Genomic DNA, 15,121 nt, shown 5'->3' on the forward strand with positions numbered 1-15,121 from the left:
ACGCACCGCACGGGGGAGCGCACGCCGCCCCGTGCGGCGCGTGCACGCCTTCGACCAGCGGTGATGGCCGTTCACGCCCGTGCGCAGCAGCGTTCACGCCCGTGTGCGCACCCGGGCCGGCGCCGCGGTCGGCCGGGTGGCAGCCCGTGCGATCCTGGTCGTGAAACGGCGTGCGGGATCCCGCACCCACTCGACATCTCTGCTAAGTACCTGTACATTCTGAGGTGTGGGGGAGAGCGACCCCCGCAGGAGAGGAGAGAAGATCATGACCGCCCGCATCGCCGCTGAGGCCCCCGAAGACGCCGCCACGATCGTCGTCGGCGTCATCGCCGAACTGACCCTGGAGGGCATGCGCCGCGGCCTGACGCAGGAGGCCGCGTTCGACCGGGCCTACACCTACATGATCACCAGGATGGCCGCCGACGCGCCGCACATCCTGGAGAAGTGCCTGGGCGCCCTGGTCGCCCGCAACCCGGAGCTCGACCGCCACATCGACGGCATGCCCCACATCCAGGCCGCCGTCGCCGACTGGCGCTCCCGCTACCTGCTGACCGACTGACCCCGGCACCCCGCGCCCCGGGCACCCGCCCGGGCGGCAGCCGTCAATTCTGTATTGACGGGCTACGTACCGGCACGACGGGCCGGGCCAGGGACAGTGGCCCCGCCCAGGAGGAGAACCATGGACCGCCTGTCTGACGCCATGCGCCGCGCCCTGACCGGCGCCGCCCCGTGCGGCACCATCCGGGAGGCCACCCGCGCCACCGAACGGGCCCTGATCCGCCGCGGCCTGGCCGACGCCCACATCGGCATCGCTGAGCGCCCCGCCCGCTACACCGGCATCTACGGCCGCACTACCACCGTGTACGACGCCTACCTGGGCGCCTGTCTGACCCCCGCCGGCCGGGCTGCCGCTCAGCGGCTCACCCAGGAGGGCAACCAGCGGGAGGGTGCATGAGTGCCGACCGCGCCAAACGCCGAAAGATCATATGTAAGTGCTGTGATCAGCCCGGGGAGAACCGCGGCTACGGCTGGTGCGTCACCTGCTACGCCCGCTGGGTCGCCCGGGGCCGCCCCGCCGAAGGCCCACCCGCCCCGTACGAAAACCTCCCCGCCCGTGAATACAAGCCGAAGCCGATCCCGGAGCGGTGCCGCAACGGCCTGCATGTCCTGATCGGGGACAACCTGATCCGCATCGACAACGGCGGCTGGCGGTGCCGCGCGTGCCAGGAAGCCACCCTGGCGGCCATCGCTGAACGGCAGGCCGCTGCCTGGCGGGCCAAATATGACGCCCTGCACGCCGGCCACGACGTGGTCGTGAGGCGGGACGGCCACCGACTCTGCCGGACCTGCACGCCGAAGCCGGTGGCGAAGAAGCCGGCGGACCCGCGGGCCGCATACAACGTCCTGCACGCCGGCCACAACGTGACCGTCAGCGACAGAGGGCGGCTGTACTGCCACACCTGCCGGCGAAGGGAACTGGACATCGATGAGATCGCCGTGGAGCGGGCGGAGCGGGGAGAAGCGCCGCCGGTCCTGACGCCCGCAGAGAAAGAGCTGGCGATCCTGCGCATGCGGTCCTGGGGGCTGACCTACAGGGAGATCGGGGAGCGCATCGGTTGCTCCCTGCACACCGCCTGGTACGTCTGCAATATGCGCCAGGCCCGTGACGCCGCCGCCGCGCGGGCTGCGTACCTTCGCCGATCCGACTTGCTTCTTCGCTAAGTACCTGTACTATAAATGGTGTCGGGGGAGCGACCCGGCACCGATAGGAGAGAACGGATCATGGCTGAGTACACCGAATACGAGCCCGGCAAGTACGGCTGCTCCGACTGCGGAGCTGAGAAGGGCACCGGCCACCAGAACTGGTGCCAGAACCCGGACAACCCCAACGCCGTCCTGGACGATGAGGACGATGAGGTTGTAGAGGAAGGCGGCGACGGCCGCACCTGGTGCGGCCAGTCCTGCGGAGATCCCACCTACACCTACCGCGCCGTGTGCAGCCGGGACGAATGCATCGCAGCCGACGACGACACCGGCCAGACCGACTTCTGCGACGACTGCGACTCCTGCAAGGCGTGCGGATCGGCGGCAGCCTGATGCCGCAGGCACGTGACCTCCGCACCAGCATCGACCGGGCCATCGCCTACGGCGACGCCCTGGGATATGCCACCTGGGAAAGCGACACCCGCGACATCGACAACGCCGTGATGGTCGACTTCACCGGTCACGGCCAGCTGATCGAAGCCCACTACCGCGTCGACCCCGACACCGGCTACCTGCGCTTCGACTACGGCTTCGTCCACGGCGGCACCAGCGGCGACCGCGTCTCCACCTGGGTGCGGCTGTCGCAGCTGCTGGAGCTGTACGCCGCCCCCGAAGAGGAGGACGGCGAAGAGGAGGACGGCGACGATGCCGCGCCGGCGCAGTGAGCACGTGTGCGACCAGTGCGGCCTGGCCGTCTACCCGTGGGGGGAGAAGGGCTGGAGGCACGCCGCCTCCGGCAGCACCCGCCCCTCCTGCGGCCAGCCCCCGCAGGTCGTCACGCGGGAGGCCTACCAGAAGTCCGCCCAGCTGGTGCGGACCGCCTGAACCGCTCCTAGGGCGTGCTGTAAGCGCCCGCGCCTGGCCAGCATGGCCGCCATGTACCGCACCCGCTACCAGAAGACCCACACCCCCATCACCGTCACCCAGGTCCCCTGCGCGGCCGACGTCGCCCCGGGCCGTACCTGCGCCACCTGCGGGCGCACCGTACGGCGCCGGGGCGCCCACTTTCCGGCGCGGCGCGGCGCATTCGGCTGGGTGGAGCACTACGCCGACGGCAGCACCTACACCGTCCCGCCAGGACAGAACCCGAAAGCAGCGTGATCCCATGACCCACCCCCGCCCCCGCCGGTCGTCCATGGTCGGCCGCACCTACCTGGACCCCGGCGACCGCCTGTCCGGCCCGCGCACCCCGCCGGAGCCGGTGACGGTCGTGGTGGGCTGGGGGCCCGGCGGCGGACCCCGCAACGTCGCCGTACGGCGCAGCGACGGCCGCCTCCAGGTCGTGCCGTTCTCCCGCCGGCTGCGCCTGCCACCGGATGCCAGCTAATCTCCCCTCCCACTCGACCCATTTGCTAAGTACCTGTACATTGGATGTGGGTGGGAGAGCGACCCGCCGCACTGACACAGGAGAGACCCCGGGGGGATCCGTGAACCGCGACCACGGCACCTACGCCTGCTACCAGCTGGACGGTTGCCGCTGCTACCCGTGCGCCGCCGCCAAGAGCGCCTACGCCATCAACCGGGAGCGGGCCATCGCCTACGGCACCTGGGCCCCGTTCGTCGGCGCCGAACCGGTCCGCCAGCACATCGCCGCCCTGCGGGAGTTCGGCATCGGACTGCGGATCATCGCCCAGGCCGCGGGCATCCAGCGGAAGACCCTCAACGTGATCGTCAACGGCCGCGCCGACCGCGGAACCCCGCCCCCGGCACGGATCCGGCCGCGCACCGCCACGGCGATCCTGGCGGTGGAGCCGACGTTCGACCTGCTGGGTGCCAAGACCATCATCGACGCCGCCGGAACCGTGCGCCGCCTCCAGGCGCTAGTGACGTGCGGCTGGTCCCAGGCCAAACTGGCAGAGCGCATCGGCTGGACCCCCAGCAACATCGGCACGCTGATGAAGGCGGAGCGGGTGACCGTGGCCACCGCCCGCCTGGTCCGCGGCCTGTACGCCGACCTGTGGGACGTCGCACCCCCCGAAGGCAACCCCCGCGATCGGGGGGCCGCCTCCCGGGCCCGGACTTATGCTGCCGCCCTCAACTGGCTGCGTCCGGCTGCGTGGGACGACGACATGATCGACCTGCCGCCCGCGGCGCTGAAAGAGGAGATCGCCCGGCAGGTCGCGCTGATGGACGACGAAGAACTGCGCCGCTGCTGCACCGCCCGCTACGACCGCCAGGAGACCTCCCCCGTCATCGTCGCCGCGGCCCGCGAATACCGACGGCGCTTCCGGGGCGACCGCCCCCGCAAGGCGGTGGCGTGATGGCTGAGCGCATGGTGCTGGACCTGTTCGCCGGCCCCGGCGGCTGGGACATGGGCGGGCGCATCCTGCGGATGCCGGAGCTGCACGGCTACGACATCGACGCCGACGCCTGCACGACCGCCCGCGCCGCCGGGTTCCTGCGCACCCAGGCCGACGTGCGCGCCATGGACCCGGACGACTTCCCCGACACGCTAATGTGCATCATCTCCTCCCCCTGCCCGACGTTCTCCCGCGGCGGCCTGCTGACCGGCGTCAGCGGCGATGAGCCCGAACTGCTGCGCAAGAGCATCGAGCGGATGGGCGACGGCTACCTGGGCCGCTGCGATGAGGACGCCTGGCAGGAGATCCACCACCAGGTGCGCGACATCCGCACCGCACTGGTGCTCCAGGCGCTGCGCTGGGCGCTGTGCCTGCCGAACGCCCGCTGGATCATCGCCGAACAGGTGCCCGGGGCGCGGCCCATCTGGATGGAGATGGCCGCCGAACTGGCGTCGGTCACCGGCGACTGGCGCTCCTGCCACGTCGTGACCGTGCACGGCGACGACCTGGGCCTGCCGTCGCGCCGCAGCCGCACCTTCCTGATCGCCACCCGCAGCCACGCCCCCGACCTGGTGGACGACCTGCCGATGCGGGCGCACTGGTCGTGCGGCCGGATCGACCCGCCCTGGGAGCACCCCGTCACGCCCCGCCCGCTGGTGCCGCCGATCAGCATGGCGGAGGCGCTGGGCTGGCCGGCCGGGGAGCGCATCAACACCCGCGGCAACCGACGCACCTCCGGCGGTAATGAGTTCTCCGCCGACGGACCCGCCTGGTGCCTGACGGAGAAGGCCCGCACGTGGAAGCGCGTCTCTGACGGCCTGCGGCTCACCTCCGGCCAGGCCGGGCTGCTGACCGGGTTCCCCGCCGACTACCCCTGGCAGGGGAGCCGGTCCAAGCAGTTCTTGCAGGCGGCCGACGTCGTGGCGCCCATGGTGGCCGCGGCCGTGATGGGCGCGACGCTGGGCCGGGAGATCCTGCACGCTGACTGGCGGGATCTGGTGCGCGACTACCTGGCGGAGATCTACCCGGTCGGGCGGGCCACCCCCGGCGGCTACCAGGGCGCCCTGTTCTCCCTGGCCGTCTAACCCTCGACCCGATCGCTAAGTACCTGTACTATAGGTGGTGTTCGGGCGGGAGAGCGACCCGCCCCGATCACCAGGAGAAACACATGACCGCCGACGTCACCACCGCCCGCGAAGTCCAGCTGGAGGAGACGCGCCGCGCCGTCCGCGTGGCCGTCGCCGACATGCGCCGCTACACCGGTCTGATCCGCGTGATGGTCGGCTGCCCCGGCGACCGGCCCATGACCGCCCCGGTCATGGCCCTGGCCGTGCGCAAGGCGGAGCGCCACCAGCTCACCGCCGACCTGCTGGACCGCTACGAAGCCGCCTGCGCTGCCTACAACGCCGCCATGACCGCCCTGGCGGAACTGGACCCCGGCGTGGACGTCACCGACCTGCTGCGCGGCGACGGCCGCACCCCCCAGTAGGCGCCCGGCCGCCGGCAGGGGGGACAGACCCGTGGAGTTCTACCTGGGCACCCACCAGCCCAACTGGGCGAAGCTGCCTGAGTTCGCCGGTGTCCCCCTGTTCATCTCCCACCGGCGCCTGCTGGGCCGCGACAAGCCACCGCGGACCCTGCCGCGCGCCGTGGGCCGGGTGGCCATCGACTCCGGCGGGTTCTCCTACCTGAAGGACTACGGCGACTTCCCCGACAGCCCGGCCGCCTACGCCACCGCGTGCCGCCGCTACGTCGAAGAGATCGGCAACATCATCTGGATCGCCCCTCAAGATCGAATGTGTGAGGAGGCGGTCATCAACGGCGGCACCTTCGCTGGCCAGCACTTCGTCGGCACCCACCTGTCGGTGCCCATCCACCAGCGCCAGACCGTCGACAACTACCTGGAGCTGCGCACCCTGGATGCCGACCTGCCGTTCATCCCCGTCCTGCAAGGCCAGACCCGCGACGACTACATGCGCTGCGCTGATTTGTATCAACGCGCCGGGGTGTGCCTGGAGGAGTGTGAGGTGGTCGGCATCGGATCGGTGTGCCGCCGCCAGAACACCATGGAGATCGGAGAGATCTTCCGGGCCTTCCCCACGCTGCGCACCCACGGCTTCGGCGTGAAGATCGAAGGCATCGGCCTGTACGGGTCCGCCATGGCCAGCTCCGACTCCATGGCCTGGTCGTCCTGGGGCCGCCGCCGGCCCGGATGCACGCCCAGCCACAAGACCGAAGCCAACTGCCGCACCTGGGCCCTGGCCTGGTACCGGCGCGTGCTGGAGGCAGTCGACCAGGCCGACGCCGACGCCTGCTACCAGCAGCCCTCCCTGTTGGAGGAAGAGATCCCACCCTGGTCCCCGTCCCGTATCCGATCACCGCAGGGAGCATCATGACCGACTCCGGCCAGCCCGTCCTGGCCCGCACCGCCGCCGGCTCCTACACCGTCACCCGCGACGGCATCCTGGTCGGCACCGTCCGCAAACTGGCCCGGTCCTGGGCCTGGTACGTCGCTGGCGACCCCAGCGACGGCTGCCCGGACCTGCGGCCCACCCGCGCCCAGGCGGTGGTCCGGCTGCTGCTGTGCGTCGACACCCGCGCAGAACTGGCCGCCTACGCCCGCCAGCGGGCCGACGCGGAGGCGGCCCGCACCGCCGCCCTGCTGGCCGACGGCTACGCCCTGGCCGACGTCGCCGACCTGGAAGAGGGCCAGATGGTGCGCACCCGCGCCCCGCACTGCTGGCGTGAACCCGCGCTGGCCGTACAGGTAGAGACGTTCGACAACGGGGGCGCGCTGCTGGTGTCCACCCCGCTGCACGGCCCCGCCACCCCCGCCCAGCCGCTGCTGCTGTCGGCCGCCACCCGCACCGTGCTGTACCGGACCCGCACCCCGCACGCGGAACGCGCGTGGGCGCGCTGGCTGGCCGAAACCGACGACAGCCCCAACGCCTGCGCGGCCCGCGCCATCCCCACCGGCTGGATCCCCGGGCCGTGGGAACAGGTGACCGCCGGCGCCGTCATCCGGGTGCCCACCCGCATCCGCTGCGGCCGGGTCTATGAGTGGAGCCACCCCTACGCCGTCACCTCCCACAGCAGCCATCCCCGCGGTGGCATCGTGCTGAGCTACCGCTACTTCGGCTACGACGACGCCGAACGCGCCGACCACGACCTGATCGCCGCTTCGGTGGCCGCCTACGGCGTCCTGCGGCCCCGCTAGCGGCCCGGCATGCCCGCGACGCTACCGCCCCCGCGCCGCCACGATCGCCTGATGGCGTGGACCACAGTTGGAGAAGTCGGGGGCGACAGTGAACAAGTGGGCGGCGATGTTGGAGATGTCAGGCCGCACCCCCTCCACCTGGGCCCTGGAGGTGCTGGCGCGCGTGCTGCTGTGGGTGGACATGGCCGCCCTGGCCGTGGCCGTCCGCCTGCACGACGCCGTCCTGGTGGCGATCAGCATCGTGGCGCTGCCGGTCATCGGCATCGGCATGATCCTGCTGAGCCTGGATCGGGTGGAGCGCATGCGGGCCCGGGTCGATCGTCCCAAGACGGCCACCGCTCCCTATCGACCCATTTGCTAAGTACCTGTACTATCGAGGTGTTGGTGAGAGCGACACCGGCACCCGCATCAGGAGGACCAGCACGACCGACAGGCCGAACCGTGTATGCCTGCACAAACCGTGCGGCACACCGGCCTGCACCCGCCAACATCCCCGTGTCCGTAGGTAAGTACCCGTACAGTGGCGGACGGCCAGAGCGAGGCCGGTCGCCGGGATCAGGAGAGTCATGACCAATGTGAATTACCCCACCACGCCGCCCCCGCCCCGGCGGGTGAACATCCGGCGGATCGTCCGCACTGTCCTCATCATCGTGCTGGCGGTCGTGGCCGTCCTGCTGGTTGGCGCGGCCCTGGCCGGCGTCGGCAGCACCTACTTCGCCAACGCGGCGCCGCTGGCGGCCACGGCACCGCCGGAGCCCACCGGGCCCGCCGCCGCCGACCTCCAGCAGCCGCCCCAGCCGACGGCACCGCCGGAGCCCACCGGGCCCGCCGCGGCCGACGTGCCCGCCGACCCCTGCGCCGTCCCCACCGTCCCGCCCACCCCCGACCTGTCGGGGGACCTGGACGGCGACGGAGTCAATGAGTTCCGGCCGGAGCCGCCCGACTGCCCCTGACCGCCCCGGGCCCTGGCACCCGCCGGGGCCCGCCCGCCACACCCTGGAAGGAAACACCGATGGCCCGCAACATGCCCGACGACCCGGCCGACACCGGTAGCAGACACGAGACGACCGACACCATCCGGCGCCGCATCGCCTCCGTCATCTTCGTCGTCCTGGTCTTCGCCTCTTGCGCCGCCGCCTACAACACCGCCCGCCTGGGCGGCGCGTTCGCCGTCTACGTCATGCCCTGGATGGTCGCGTTCACGGTGGCGGGGGCCTGGGTGTGGGCCGAAAAGCGGGTCCGCGCGGCCTACCACGACGGCATCCTGGACGAACGTCTCAAGCAGCTGCGTGAAGAGGGCAGGGAGGGGGCGTGAGTGTCCTGCCGCCGCCCCTGGCCCCGCCCACCGAAGAGGGCGCCATCGCCTGGCACTGCGCCGCCGTCATCGCCCTGGACGCCTACCGCGCCACCGGCCGCCGCTACGACGCCTACAGAGCGGCCGGCATCTACTCCCAGCCGCCGATCATTGAGCTGGACCACAACCAGATCCCTGACACGCTCCATCCGATGTGGGAGATCGTGCGGCGCCTGCCCACCTTCGCCGACACCGGCCTGCCCTACGACGGCCCCATCGGCCTGCTGGAGGAGTTCGGGCACTGGCGCATGGCGCTGGCCCACCGCTTCGCCTACTGCATCCTCACCCCCGCCGACATCGCCTGGATCGTCCGCAGGCTGAACGGGCGGCCGGTGGTGGAGGTCGGCGCCGGGCTGGGCTACTGGGCCTGGCAGCTGACCCAGGCCGGCGCCACCGTCGACGCCAGCGACCTGACCCCGCCCGACCCGCAGCGGACGTTCGTCTCCATCCGCCAGGCCGCCGCCGACCAGGCCGCCGCCAGCGCCGGTGACGCCGCACTGATGATGGTGTGGCCGCCGCACGACGACCCCATGGCCCATGACGCGCTCACCGCCTACCGCGGCGACCTGGTCATCGTGTGCACCGAATTCCGGCGCGACCCGTGCGCCGCCGACAACGCCTTCCTGGAGGCGCTGCGCGCCGACTGGAAGCCGGTCGGCATCAGCCCCGGCCACATCTCCTGGCACTACCTGACCGACGTCCACCTGGCCGCCTACACAAGGAAGTGATCATGTTTATCGTCGCCGGATACCTCCTGATCGTCAGCACGATCGTCTTGATGGTGGCCGCCGTGGTCTGCGGTACGGCCCGCGAACGCGACGCCCGCTCCCTCAGCGACGCCCAGGCCCGCGCCCGCGACCGGGCCATGCAGCTGGCCGACGCCAGCCAGGGCACCTGATGTGGCGCCGCCACAGGTGGGAGCCGGTCGGCACATCGAAGATCACACGGGCGTGTGCGCGCTGCCACCTGCGCCAGGTCGACCGCATCGGCCCCTACGCCCGCCTGTGGGTCAAGGAGTACACCACCGGCGACGGCCGCTACCTGGGCGTGCTGGACAAGACCCCCTCCTGCCCGCCGCCCGCCGACGCCTGCGCCATCCCGCGCCCCCGCCCGGAGCCGGCACCGCCGCCTCCGGCCGGGCCGCTGCCCGCCACCGCGCCGATGCGCATGCCGCCCGCCCACGCCGTACGGCGGGCCCCGGTCGACGTGCGGCCCGGGGAGTGGGTGTACGGCGTGGAGGACGGCTCCGACGTCGACATCTGGGACTGCGCCATCACGCTGAAGCGTAAGCCGGTCTGCCTGGGCACCACCTACCGGCTGACCCCCGACCAGACCCGGCCCGACACCTACACCATGGGTCTGCTCTACATCCCCGCCACAGCCGTGCTGTGGACCGACCCGCCGAAGGACGTGACATGACCGATAGGCACGCCGGTTACCTGGTCGTCCTGGAGCGCGACGTCCGTGACGATGACGCCGCTGCCATCATCGCTGCCCTGGGCATGGTCAAGGGGGTGCTGTCGGTCGATCCGGTCCTGGCCGACTACCGGGAGCAGATCATGCGCATACGGGTCGATGAAGACTGGCGGACCGCGCTGTACCGGCTGGCCAGCCGGGGCCCGGAGGCCCTCGATGGCCCTTGAATTCCGTCAGGATCCGCTGACCGGCGACGTGATGATCCGCAACACCGGTGACGGCGGCCCGGGCGGCACCGTGGTGGCCACCGCAACGGAGTGGGAGACGTTCACCGCCACGCTGGGCGCGCCCCGGCTGGAGCGGCCCCTGGAGATGCTGGCCGAACTACGCCGCCACGTCTCCGGTCTGCTGGCATGCATCGACACCTCCGGCCGGCCGGTGCCCGACCACGTCAACCCGGCCGACCACCGGCTGCCCGGCCCGGTCTGGCACCCGGCGCCCGGCTGGACGGTCCGGGTCATCGACAACGACCCGATGCCCGACGTCGTGCACGTCAGCACCCCGGACGCGATGCACCCCAGCGACTTCGCCGCCGCCCGCATCTCCGCGGCCCGGCGCATCGCCATGGCACTGCTGGCCGCCTGCGACCACGCCGACGCCCGCCTGGCCGGAGTGACGTTCATCGGCGGCCCGGATGCCACAGAGCACGGTGACTGCGGACGGGCGTGCCCGCCATGAGCACCGCCGACCGGGCCACCCGCCGCGCCGCCGAAAGCACCGCCCGCCAGCAGGTCACCAGCCGGGTATCAGCCAGCCCGTATGAGCACCTGGTCGGCGCGTTTATGGACACCATCGCCGAACAGCTGCTGGCCGCCCTGGCCGGCCCCGACTTCCCGGCCGCGCTGCGCCGGCGCGGCTACGCCATCGTCCCGGTCGTGGGTGCGGCCGTACCGGACCCGCCGGATGAGTGGATCCACGACTGCCTGGACCTGATGGGCGGCGAAGGCGCCCTGGTCGACCCGCTGGAGCGGGTGACCGCTCTGTGGGGTGCGGCCTGGCGCGCTGGCCGCCACGCCGCCCGCCCCGACACCGAAGAGGATGACCATGGTTGATGTCTGGGGTCGCGACGACCTGACCTGCCCCGCTTCCCGCCAGCAGCTGCGCCGGCTCCAGCGCCTGGCCTACGCCCATCCCTGGCGCGGAGACACCACCGCCGACCCCCGGCACTGCCTGGACACCACCGCGATCACCGAACCCGGCCGCCCAACGCGGATCATGTTCACCCTGGACTACGGCTACCACTCCTCCGGCTGGTTCGCCAACAGCGACTACGACCGGTGCCTGCACCTGTCGGTTTCCCACCCCCGGCCCGACCTGCCGCGCCAGGTCCGTCCCCTGCCCGCCGACCTGGGACTGGGCACCTACGCCGCCGTGCAGGTGGAGACGCCGGCCGACGAAGAGGTCCGCGCCTGGGGCCTGACCTTCTTCCGCCAGTACGCGACGTGGGCGTGGTTTGAGCCGGCCGTCGGCCCGGGTGACGCCTACCGGGCGCCGAACGTCGTGCACCTGCGCCTGTTCCTGGACCGCAACGACCGACCGATCCTGCCCCGCGGTGAGGTGTACGACCTGCGGCCCTGGGACGACGGCACCTCACCCAAGAAGATCACTGAGGGGAGGGCCGGGGCCGATGTCCGTTGAGCAGCACGTCCAGGGGATCGTCCACAACGCGATCACGGGTGCGTTGAGGAAGCAGGACCGATGGCTACCTCTGACGGTCCGTATGGCCCTCACGGAGTCGGCGTTAGGTGTTCTCCGGGAGGCGGGTTACGTCATCGTCCCTGCGGCCCCTGAAGAGCCCTCAGCGTCTCCTGGAGTGTCCGACCACACGGACACCTCTACGGCACCCTCAGCTGATCACGCTGAGATTGGCCGACTCCGCGCCCTGATCGACACCTACGAGCACCCAGACGCCACCAAGACCGTGAACGCGTGGCGGGACTACGCCAAGCACTGGCGAGACCGCGCTGAATGCTCCGAACCCGGCGCCGCACTTGCCCTGCTCCGACGGGAAGCCGCCCGCATCCGGGTGGAAAGCGCCGGTGACCCTCTCGTCGGGTGGGCCCTTGACCGCATGCTGGCCGCTATCCCCGCTAATGCAGAAAACGGCGCCGCTTCCAAGGTCACCATTCCCGCTGACCTGTACGACCGCCTCATCTCCATCGCCGCCTACGTGTCGCGTGGACGCGGCTACGTCGGCGTGGAGCCCTACCCGGATGCCACCGCCCGCGCCACACTCGGCGCACTCCCCGCCCCCTCTACCGGAGACACCCCGGAGGCGACCTGTGGCTGACGATCTCCGTTCCCGTAACGCGCAGACCGGTCTCACTCCTGATGAACTCGACGCATTGAGCCTTACGGCGGATCTTGCTGGCAGGCTCGCCCTCATCGTGGGTGAAGGACGGTCACGCGCCCACGATCTGAACGAACTGCTGGTCCATGTCCACGCCATCCAGCATGCCGTGATGGCGCAGGCCGCAGCCCGCATCTACCCGGAGCGCTTTCGCCTCTTGGGGGAGGAGATCAATCATGCCTGAGACGTGGCACCACTACGCCGAACTGCATAAGCCCCGCCTCTACCGATACCGGGTCGCGGACGACGCTCAGGGCCTTCGCCTGAGCCGGAACATCTACCCGTCGGCACCTGAGCCGACGGCGCGCGGGAGGGCATGGATCGGCCTTGTCCTGGTCGTCGGCTGTTACGCGTACTGCGTGAAGTGGGCGCACGCCCGCATGCGCCTGAAAGCGGGCCGTGACTGACGGCCTCCACCTGATCCACCGACCGCATCGCCGGCCGCCACCCCCTATCAAGGAGCTGCTATGACCGACCAGACGCCTCAGCCGCGCTGCAACGCCCGCCGCGACAACCGCGCCCTGCGCGTCACCAACGTGTGCACCAAGAAGCCCCACCACGGGCCCAGCGACCACTACGACGCCGAACGCGGTGTCACCTGGCCGCACGTCATCCCGTCGGCCCCGCTGCGGCCCTCCTGGCAGAAACTGCTGCGCACCATCGCCGCCCACGACACCGGCGACGGCGTGATGTTCGACTCTGCCCCCCGGGGCCGTTGGCGGATGCGCGGCAGCACCTACACCGTCAACACCGACACCTTCCGTGTGCTGGACCGGTTCGGGATGGTCGACGTCGGCAACGGCCACACCGACCCGGTGCGCCTCACCGACGACGGCCGCGCCTACCTGGACGCTCGGTCCGCCCGCAGCAAGCGCGCCAGCTGAAGCGCAGCGATGGGTAATCAGATCATCCAGCAGCCGAACGGCACTTTTGCGATCTTCTCGTCAGAGTACGGGCGGATCGTCGTGTGGGACGCGAGCGAAGACGAGATCGTTGAATGGTTCGCCGGACGCGCGGCCGAAACCGCCCGGCGAAACGCCCGCGAGACGATCGCCCACGTGGCCGCTGGCCGACCACGCCGCGCCTACTACCAGTTCGCCATGGACTGGCAAGAGGCACTGACGGAAGACCGCAGGAACGGCGGGCAGGCATGGAAAGGCCCACGACATGGCGAAACTTCGTCAGGCACCTGTCATCCCGACCCGCTCACGAAACGTCCTAAGTGACACATGCGACCAGAGGGGCGTCGCACGGGCCTATCGCGGGGAAGGCGAAGGCTCAGCAGGGCCGCCGGCTCCAGCTGGCGGCCCTGCCCATAGGACGCGACCGTAGCGCCCTGCACCGGCCACCGTGGCGGATGTGAAACCCGGATCCCTGCGCCACCGCATCTGGACGGCCATGGTCGACGACGACCCCGCCCTGGCCCTGCTGTGGCAGCCCTACTGCTGGGCACGCGGCTACCACGTCCCGCACCACAGCGATGCCTGGTTCGAAACTTGCGCCACCTGCGAACGGCTGCTGTGGGAGCAGAAGGGGGAGCAGGCACGCCCGGCCTGGCTGCTGGCCCAGCGCGTGCCCACCAGCTGGCGCCGCTGGCTGCGGATGGGCACATGAGTGCGCCGGATCGCTCCACCGCGCAGGCCTTCACCCGGGCCACCTACGGCCGGGCCGGGCGCCCCCTCACTCTGCCGCGGCGGCCCGGCCTGGTCTGCGCCGCCCACGGCCGCGCCGTCTACCGCTCCAGCCGCACCTGGCCGTACGGCCGCTCCACCCACCAGCGTGCCCGCCTGGTGCACCGGGTCGACGCCATCTACACCGCCTGGGCCAGCGGCCACCTGGTCGGCTCCCTGGTCCGATGGACCTGCGGGGCCACCACCACCCGCTACCAGCTGCTGGAGACCTGCGCCGGCCAGGCCTGCGCGGCGTGCGACGCCCTGCCGGCGCGGCCTGCTGATGCGCTACCGCAGCCGCCTGGGGCAGACACCGGCCGGCACCTACTCCTGCGGCCACCCCGTGGTCGCGCCTGCTGACCAGCTCACCATCGCCCGCATAAACCCCAGGAGAGCAGCCCTCATGCCCCGCTTCCGCCACCGCATCGCCGTCGACTTCGACAAGGTCGTGCACACCTACCCCAACGGCTACGGCACCGGCGTCATCGACGGCGGCCTGGTCCTGGGGGCCGCCGACGCACTGCGCACCCTGATGGTCGACCACGACGTGTTCATCCTGACCAGCCGCACCGACGTCGACCGCGTCGCCGCATGGATCACGGAGAAGACCCAGATCCCGGCCATCGCCGACCTGCCGGGCGCCTACGCCGACCAGTGGGGGCACGGCGTCCTGCTGGTCACCAACCGCAAGCTGCCCGCCGTCGTCTACATCGACGACCGTGCCGTGGTGTTCCGCACCTGGGCGCAGACCCTGGCCGACATCGCCGCCGGCCGTACCGCATCGGAGGAGCCTGTGAACGACACCGCCCTGCCCAGCCGTAACGCCCTGGAGGAGATCCGCGGCCTGTGCGACCAGGAGGACCCGGCCGCGGCCCTGGAGGCGATCCGCGGTGTGCTGGAGCGCACGCCCGACGGCAAGGCACCGCGCTCAGAACGCGACCTGGAGACCAAGGTCTGGCCGCCGGCGTAGGACGCGACGTTAGCGGTGGC

The 15,121-nt window shown here is 71.3% G+C and carries 31 protein-coding genes; all 31 read left to right on the top strand.

What is annotated here, in order from left to right; all coding sequences use genetic code 11:
• The first annotated feature begins 265 nt into the window (after positions 1 to 265).
• The 31 genes from Psi01_RS29550 (at position 266) to Psi01_RS29700 (ending at position 15,101) form a co-directional block, all read left to right on the top strand.
• On the top strand, positions 266 to 559 hold the full coding sequence (locus tag Psi01_RS29550) for a hypothetical protein (protein ID WP_204067417.1): 294 nt from the start codon (positions 266 to 268) through the stop codon (positions 557 to 559).
• A 120-nt stretch (positions 560 to 679) separates the two neighbouring features.
• Positions 680 to 955 carry a hypothetical protein gene (locus Psi01_RS29555; protein ID WP_204067418.1) on the top strand — a complete coding sequence of 92 codons (276 nt, stop codon included), beginning with the start codon at positions 680 to 682 and terminating at the stop codon, positions 953 to 955.
• Positions 952 to 1,722 carry a helix-turn-helix domain-containing protein gene (locus Psi01_RS29560; protein WP_204067419.1) on the top strand — a complete coding sequence of 257 codons (771 nt, stop codon included), beginning with the start codon at positions 952 to 954 and terminating at the stop codon, positions 1,720 to 1,722. The genes Psi01_RS29555 and Psi01_RS29560 overlap by 4 nt, the downstream gene beginning before the upstream one ends.
• Positions 1,723 to 1,782: 60 nt before the next feature.
• Positions 1,783 to 2,097: a hypothetical protein gene (locus tag Psi01_RS29565; protein WP_204067420.1), complete on the top strand. Its 315-nt coding sequence runs from the start codon at positions 1,783 to 1,785 to the stop codon at positions 2,095 to 2,097.
• The gene (locus Psi01_RS29570; protein ID WP_204067421.1) at positions 2,097 to 2,429 is read left to right on the top strand and encodes a hypothetical protein; all 333 of its coding nucleotides are present in this window, start codon (positions 2,097 to 2,099) and stop codon (positions 2,427 to 2,429) included. Before Psi01_RS29565 ends, Psi01_RS29570 begins: the two co-directional genes overlap by 1 nt.
• On the top strand, positions 2,410 to 2,589 hold the full coding sequence (locus tag Psi01_RS29575) for a hypothetical protein (protein WP_204067422.1): 180 nt from the start codon (positions 2,410 to 2,412) through the stop codon (positions 2,587 to 2,589). The genes Psi01_RS29570 and Psi01_RS29575 overlap by 20 nt, the downstream gene beginning before the upstream one ends.
• A 42-nt stretch (positions 2,590 to 2,631) precedes the next feature.
• Positions 2,632 to 2,865 carry a hypothetical protein gene (locus tag Psi01_RS29580; RefSeq protein WP_204067423.1) on the top strand — a complete coding sequence of 78 codons (234 nt, stop codon included), beginning with the start codon at positions 2,632 to 2,634 and terminating at the stop codon, positions 2,863 to 2,865.
• Between the two features lie 4 nt (positions 2,866 to 2,869).
• A complete protein-coding gene (locus Psi01_RS29585; RefSeq protein WP_204067424.1) occupies positions 2,870 to 3,091 on the top strand; it encodes a hypothetical protein in 222 nt (73 codons plus the stop codon).
• Positions 3,092 to 3,191: 100 nt separating this feature from the next.
• Complete coding sequence (locus Psi01_RS29590; RefSeq protein ID WP_204067425.1) at positions 3,192 to 4,025, top strand: hypothetical protein; 834 nt, start codon at positions 3,192 to 3,194, stop codon at positions 4,023 to 4,025.
• On the top strand, positions 4,025 to 5,149 hold the full coding sequence (locus Psi01_RS29595; protein ID WP_204067426.1) for a DNA cytosine methyltransferase: 1,125 nt from the start codon (positions 4,025 to 4,027) through the stop codon (positions 5,147 to 5,149). The genes Psi01_RS29590 and Psi01_RS29595 overlap by 1 nt, the downstream gene beginning before the upstream one ends.
• Before the next feature lie 83 nt (positions 5,150 to 5,232).
• Positions 5,233 to 5,553 carry a hypothetical protein gene (locus Psi01_RS29600; RefSeq protein ID WP_204067427.1) on the top strand — a complete coding sequence of 107 codons (321 nt, stop codon included), beginning with the start codon at positions 5,233 to 5,235 and terminating at the stop codon, positions 5,551 to 5,553.
• A gap of 31 nt (positions 5,554 to 5,584) precedes the next feature.
• The gene (locus Psi01_RS29605; RefSeq protein WP_204067428.1) at positions 5,585 to 6,460 is read left to right on the top strand and encodes a deazapurine DNA modification protein DpdA family protein; all 876 of its coding nucleotides are present in this window, start codon (positions 5,585 to 5,587) and stop codon (positions 6,458 to 6,460) included.
• Positions 6,457 to 7,281 (top strand): hypothetical protein, encoded by an 825-nt coding sequence (locus Psi01_RS29610; protein ID WP_204067429.1) that lies wholly within the window; start codon positions 6,457 to 6,459, stop codon positions 7,279 to 7,281. Before Psi01_RS29605 ends, Psi01_RS29610 begins: the two co-directional genes overlap by 4 nt.
• A gap of 106 nt (positions 7,282 to 7,387) precedes the next feature.
• Positions 7,388 to 7,642, top strand: coding sequence for a hypothetical protein (locus Psi01_RS29615; RefSeq protein ID WP_204067430.1), 255 nt, complete (start codon positions 7,388 to 7,390; stop codon positions 7,640 to 7,642).
• A gap of 205 nt (positions 7,643 to 7,847) precedes the next feature.
• The gene (locus Psi01_RS29620; protein ID WP_204067431.1) at positions 7,848 to 8,234 is read left to right on the top strand and encodes a hypothetical protein; all 387 of its coding nucleotides are present in this window, start codon (positions 7,848 to 7,850) and stop codon (positions 8,232 to 8,234) included.
• A 59-nt stretch (positions 8,235 to 8,293) separates the two neighbouring features.
• Positions 8,294 to 8,596: a hypothetical protein gene (locus tag Psi01_RS29625; protein ID WP_204067432.1), complete on the top strand. Its 303-nt coding sequence runs from the start codon at positions 8,294 to 8,296 to the stop codon at positions 8,594 to 8,596.
• Positions 8,593 to 9,363: a hypothetical protein gene (locus Psi01_RS29630; RefSeq protein WP_204067433.1), complete on the top strand. Its 771-nt coding sequence runs from the start codon at positions 8,593 to 8,595 to the stop codon at positions 9,361 to 9,363. The genes Psi01_RS29625 and Psi01_RS29630 overlap by 4 nt, the downstream gene beginning before the upstream one ends.
• Before the next feature lie 2 nt (positions 9,364 to 9,365).
• Complete coding sequence (locus Psi01_RS29635; RefSeq protein WP_204067434.1) at positions 9,366 to 9,533, top strand: hypothetical protein; 168 nt, start codon at positions 9,366 to 9,368, stop codon at positions 9,531 to 9,533.
• On the top strand, positions 9,533 to 10,054 hold the full coding sequence (locus tag Psi01_RS29640; RefSeq protein WP_204067435.1) for a hypothetical protein: 522 nt from the start codon (positions 9,533 to 9,535) through the stop codon (positions 10,052 to 10,054). The genes Psi01_RS29635 and Psi01_RS29640 overlap by 1 nt, the downstream gene beginning before the upstream one ends.
• A complete protein-coding gene (locus Psi01_RS29645; RefSeq protein WP_204067436.1) occupies positions 10,051 to 10,278 on the top strand; it encodes a hypothetical protein in 228 nt (75 codons plus the stop codon). Before Psi01_RS29640 ends, Psi01_RS29645 begins: the two co-directional genes overlap by 4 nt.
• A complete protein-coding gene (locus Psi01_RS29650) occupies positions 10,268 to 10,789 on the top strand; it encodes a hypothetical protein (RefSeq protein WP_204067437.1) in 522 nt (173 codons plus the stop codon). The genes Psi01_RS29645 and Psi01_RS29650 overlap by 11 nt, the downstream gene beginning before the upstream one ends.
• The gene (locus tag Psi01_RS29655; RefSeq protein ID WP_204067438.1) at positions 10,786 to 11,163 is read left to right on the top strand and encodes a hypothetical protein; all 378 of its coding nucleotides are present in this window, start codon (positions 10,786 to 10,788) and stop codon (positions 11,161 to 11,163) included. Before Psi01_RS29650 ends, Psi01_RS29655 begins: the two co-directional genes overlap by 4 nt.
• Positions 11,156 to 11,749, top strand: coding sequence for a hypothetical protein (locus tag Psi01_RS29660; protein WP_204067439.1), 594 nt, complete (start codon positions 11,156 to 11,158; stop codon positions 11,747 to 11,749). The genes Psi01_RS29655 and Psi01_RS29660 overlap by 8 nt, the downstream gene beginning before the upstream one ends.
• Positions 11,739 to 12,401, top strand: coding sequence for a hypothetical protein (locus Psi01_RS29665; protein ID WP_204067440.1), 663 nt, complete (start codon positions 11,739 to 11,741; stop codon positions 12,399 to 12,401). Before Psi01_RS29660 ends, Psi01_RS29665 begins: the two co-directional genes overlap by 11 nt.
• Positions 12,394 to 12,645 (top strand): hypothetical protein, encoded by a 252-nt coding sequence (locus Psi01_RS29670; protein WP_204067441.1) that lies wholly within the window; start codon positions 12,394 to 12,396, stop codon positions 12,643 to 12,645. The genes Psi01_RS29665 and Psi01_RS29670 overlap by 8 nt, the downstream gene beginning before the upstream one ends.
• The gene (locus Psi01_RS29675; RefSeq protein ID WP_204067442.1) at positions 12,638 to 12,868 is read left to right on the top strand and encodes a hypothetical protein; all 231 of its coding nucleotides are present in this window, start codon (positions 12,638 to 12,640) and stop codon (positions 12,866 to 12,868) included. Before Psi01_RS29670 ends, Psi01_RS29675 begins: the two co-directional genes overlap by 8 nt.
• Positions 12,869 to 12,928: 60 nt before the next feature.
• The gene (locus Psi01_RS29680) at positions 12,929 to 13,345 is read left to right on the top strand and encodes a hypothetical protein (protein WP_204067443.1); all 417 of its coding nucleotides are present in this window, start codon (positions 12,929 to 12,931) and stop codon (positions 13,343 to 13,345) included.
• Positions 13,346 to 13,354: 9 nt separating this feature from the next.
• Positions 13,355 to 13,687 carry a hypothetical protein gene (locus Psi01_RS29685; protein ID WP_204067444.1) on the top strand — a complete coding sequence of 111 codons (333 nt, stop codon included), beginning with the start codon at positions 13,355 to 13,357 and terminating at the stop codon, positions 13,685 to 13,687.
• A gap of 133 nt (positions 13,688 to 13,820) precedes the next feature.
• Positions 13,821 to 14,075 (top strand): hypothetical protein, encoded by a 255-nt coding sequence (locus tag Psi01_RS29690; RefSeq protein ID WP_204067445.1) that lies wholly within the window; start codon positions 13,821 to 13,823, stop codon positions 14,073 to 14,075.
• Positions 14,072 to 14,491: a hypothetical protein gene (locus Psi01_RS29695; protein WP_204067446.1), complete on the top strand. Its 420-nt coding sequence runs from the start codon at positions 14,072 to 14,074 to the stop codon at positions 14,489 to 14,491. The genes Psi01_RS29690 and Psi01_RS29695 overlap by 4 nt, the downstream gene beginning before the upstream one ends.
• Before the next feature lie 43 nt (positions 14,492 to 14,534).
• Positions 14,535 to 15,101: a hypothetical protein gene (locus Psi01_RS29700; protein ID WP_204067447.1), complete on the top strand. Its 567-nt coding sequence runs from the start codon at positions 14,535 to 14,537 to the stop codon at positions 15,099 to 15,101.
• Positions 15,102 to 15,121: the final 20 nt, after the last annotated feature.

Source organism: Paraplanobispora siamensis, from assembly GCF_016863175.1.
Classification (GTDB): domain Bacteria; phylum Actinomycetota; class Actinomycetes; order Streptosporangiales; family Streptosporangiaceae; genus Planobispora; species Planobispora siamensis.

What these genes read in the sequence shown, in the direction of transcription:
- Psi01_RS29550 (WP_204067417.1), top strand. Translation starts at nt 266, where the DNA reads ATGACCGCCCGCATCGCCGCTGAGGCCCCCGAAGACGCCGCCACGATC.
- Psi01_RS29555 (WP_204067418.1), top strand. Translation starts at nt 680, where the DNA reads ATGGACCGCCTGTCTGACGCCATGCGCCGCGCCCTGACCGGCGCCGCC.
- Psi01_RS29560 (WP_204067419.1), top strand. Translation starts at nt 952, where the DNA reads ATGAGTGCCGACCGCGCCAAACGCCGAAAGATCATATGTAAGTGCTGT.
- Psi01_RS29565 (WP_204067420.1), top strand. Translation starts at nt 1,783, where the DNA reads ATGGCTGAGTACACCGAATACGAGCCCGGCAAGTACGGCTGCTCCGAC.
- Psi01_RS29570 (WP_204067421.1), top strand. Translation starts at nt 2,097, where the DNA reads ATGCCGCAGGCACGTGACCTCCGCACCAGCATCGACCGGGCCATCGCC.
- Psi01_RS29575 (WP_204067422.1), top strand. Translation starts at nt 2,410, where the DNA reads ATGCCGCGCCGGCGCAGTGAGCACGTGTGCGACCAGTGCGGCCTGGCC.
- Psi01_RS29580 (WP_204067423.1), top strand. Translation starts at nt 2,632, where the DNA reads ATGGCCGCCATGTACCGCACCCGCTACCAGAAGACCCACACCCCCATC.
- Psi01_RS29585 (WP_204067424.1), top strand. Translation starts at nt 2,870, where the DNA reads ATGACCCACCCCCGCCCCCGCCGGTCGTCCATGGTCGGCCGCACCTAC.
- Psi01_RS29595 (WP_204067426.1), top strand. Translation starts at nt 4,025, where the DNA reads ATGGCTGAGCGCATGGTGCTGGACCTGTTCGCCGGCCCCGGCGGCTGG.
- Psi01_RS29600 (WP_204067427.1), top strand. Translation starts at nt 5,233, where the DNA reads ATGACCGCCGACGTCACCACCGCCCGCGAAGTCCAGCTGGAGGAGACG.
- Psi01_RS29610 (WP_204067429.1), top strand. Translation starts at nt 6,457, where the DNA reads ATGACCGACTCCGGCCAGCCCGTCCTGGCCCGCACCGCCGCCGGCTCC.
- Psi01_RS29615 (WP_204067430.1), top strand. Translation starts at nt 7,388, where the DNA reads ATGTTGGAGATGTCAGGCCGCACCCCCTCCACCTGGGCCCTGGAGGTG.
- Psi01_RS29620 (WP_204067431.1), top strand. Translation starts at nt 7,848, where the DNA reads ATGACCAATGTGAATTACCCCACCACGCCGCCCCCGCCCCGGCGGGTG.
- Psi01_RS29625 (WP_204067432.1), top strand. Translation starts at nt 8,294, where the DNA reads ATGGCCCGCAACATGCCCGACGACCCGGCCGACACCGGTAGCAGACAC.
- Psi01_RS29635 (WP_204067434.1), top strand. Translation starts at nt 9,366, where the DNA reads ATGTTTATCGTCGCCGGATACCTCCTGATCGTCAGCACGATCGTCTTG.
- Psi01_RS29640 (WP_204067435.1), top strand. Translation starts at nt 9,533, where the DNA reads ATGTGGCGCCGCCACAGGTGGGAGCCGGTCGGCACATCGAAGATCACA.
- Psi01_RS29645 (WP_204067436.1), top strand. Translation starts at nt 10,051, where the DNA reads ATGACCGATAGGCACGCCGGTTACCTGGTCGTCCTGGAGCGCGACGTC.
- Psi01_RS29650 (WP_204067437.1), top strand. Translation starts at nt 10,268, where the DNA reads ATGGCCCTTGAATTCCGTCAGGATCCGCTGACCGGCGACGTGATGATC.
- Psi01_RS29655 (WP_204067438.1), top strand. Translation starts at nt 10,786, where the DNA reads ATGAGCACCGCCGACCGGGCCACCCGCCGCGCCGCCGAAAGCACCGCC.
- Psi01_RS29660 (WP_204067439.1), top strand. Translation starts at nt 11,156, where the DNA reads ATGGTTGATGTCTGGGGTCGCGACGACCTGACCTGCCCCGCTTCCCGC.
- Psi01_RS29665 (WP_204067440.1), top strand. Translation starts at nt 11,739, where the DNA reads ATGTCCGTTGAGCAGCACGTCCAGGGGATCGTCCACAACGCGATCACG.
- Psi01_RS29675 (WP_204067442.1), top strand. Translation starts at nt 12,638, where the DNA reads ATGCCTGAGACGTGGCACCACTACGCCGAACTGCATAAGCCCCGCCTC.
- Psi01_RS29680 (WP_204067443.1), top strand. Translation starts at nt 12,929, where the DNA reads ATGACCGACCAGACGCCTCAGCCGCGCTGCAACGCCCGCCGCGACAAC.
- Psi01_RS29685 (WP_204067444.1), top strand. Translation starts at nt 13,355, where the DNA reads ATGGGTAATCAGATCATCCAGCAGCCGAACGGCACTTTTGCGATCTTC.
- Psi01_RS29695 (WP_204067446.1), top strand. Translation starts at nt 14,072, where the DNA reads ATGAGTGCGCCGGATCGCTCCACCGCGCAGGCCTTCACCCGGGCCACC.
- Psi01_RS29700 (WP_204067447.1), top strand. Translation starts at nt 14,535, where the DNA reads ATGCCCCGCTTCCGCCACCGCATCGCCGTCGACTTCGACAAGGTCGTG.